The 1,504-nt window shown below is 77.4% G+C and carries 1 protein-coding gene; it reads right to left on the minus strand.

The genetic code is table 11. The features are described 5' to 3' along the window. Nucleotides 1–1,504: polyketide synthase (locus tag ND748_RS31800; RefSeq protein WP_251749979.1), on the minus strand; the 1,504-nt coding region annotated here is incomplete at both ends.

Here is a 1,504-nt window from a genome sequence, read left to right on the forward strand (position 1 = left end):
CGGAACCGACGACCAGGCCGGGCGCCGGTTCGCCCCGGCCGAGAGCGCCCAGCGCGGCCAGGCGGGCCGGCCGGTCCGCGGCGAGGATCACCGCCCGGTCCTCGAAGTGGGTGCGGGTCGCCGCCAGCGAGTACCCGACGTCGAGTGGGTCGGCGCCGTCCTCGTCCAGCGCGCCGTCCTCGTCCAGCGCGGCCAGCAGCCGCCGCGCCTGCCCGTGCAGCGCCGCCGGCCCCCGGCCGGACAGCACCCAGGGCACGGGTGTGTCCGCGGCCGGCGGCTCCGCCGGCACCGCGGGGATGGCGGCGGGTGGTGCGGTCAGCACGAGGTGGCAGTTGGTGCCGCCCATGCCGAACGAGCTCACCCCGGCCACGGCGGGCGCGTTCTCCCGCGGCCAGTCGGTGGCCTCGGTGACCACCCGGATCCCGAGCTCGACGAGCGGGATCGCCGGGTTGGGGCGCTCGTAGTTGAGGCTGGCGGGCAGCCGTCCGTGCGAGAGGGCCAGCGCGGTCTTGAGCAGCCCCACCAGGCCGGCGGCCCCCTCCAGGTGGCCGACGTTCGTCTTCACCGAGCCGACCAGCAGCGGCCCGGCGCCCTCCCGCGCCCGGGCGGACCCGACGACCGCACCCAGCGCCGCCGCCTCGACCGGGTCCCCGACCGGCGTGCCGGTCCCGTGCAGCTCGACGTACTGCGCCCGGGCCGGCGACAGGCCGCTGGCCTGGTACGCCGCCCGCAGCACCGCCTCCTGGGCGGATCGGTCGGGTACCGTCAGCCCCGGCCCGCCGCCGTCGTTGTTGACGGCGCCGCCGAGCAGCACGCAGTGCACCGGGTCGCCGTCGGCGAGGGCGCGGGCCAGCGGCTTGAGCACGACCGCGACCCCACCCTCGCCGCGCACGTAACCGTTGGCCCGGGCGTCGAAGGTGTAGCACCGCCCGTCGGGGGACAGCGCGCCGAACCGTGCGCTCGCGGCGGAGCTGTCCGGGGCGAGGATGAGGTTGACCCCGCCGACGACGGCCAGGTCCGCGTCCCCGTGGCGCAGCGCCTCGGCCGCCAGGTGCACGGCGACCAGGGAGGACGCCTGGGCGGCATCCACCGTCAGGCTGGGCCCGGTGAGCCGGAGCAGGTAGGACAGCCGGTTGGCGAGCAGCCCCCGGTTCAGCCCGGTCATGGTGTGCCGGCCGACCGCCGCGCCCTGCCGATGGTGCAGGGCGGCGTAGTCGTCCCAGATCGCGGCGGTGAACACCGCCGTGCGGCTGCCGGTGAGCGTGGCGGGCACGATCCGGGCGTTCTCCAGCGCCTCCCAGCCCAGCTCGAGCAGCAGCCGCTGCTGGGGGTCGGTCGCCGCGGCCTCCCGGGGGGAGATGCCGAAGAAGTCGGCATCGAACCGGTCGACCTCGTCGAGGAAGGCGCCGAACGGCGGCGCGGTCGGCGACCAGCGCTGCGCCGGAGCCGCGCCGATCGCCTGCCCGCCGCGCGCCAGCAGCCGCCAGAACGCGTCGACGTCGGG

The organism is Frankia sp. AiPs1 (genome assembly GCF_023716945.1).
GTDB lineage: Bacteria > Actinomycetota > Actinomycetes > Frankiales > Frankiaceae > Frankia.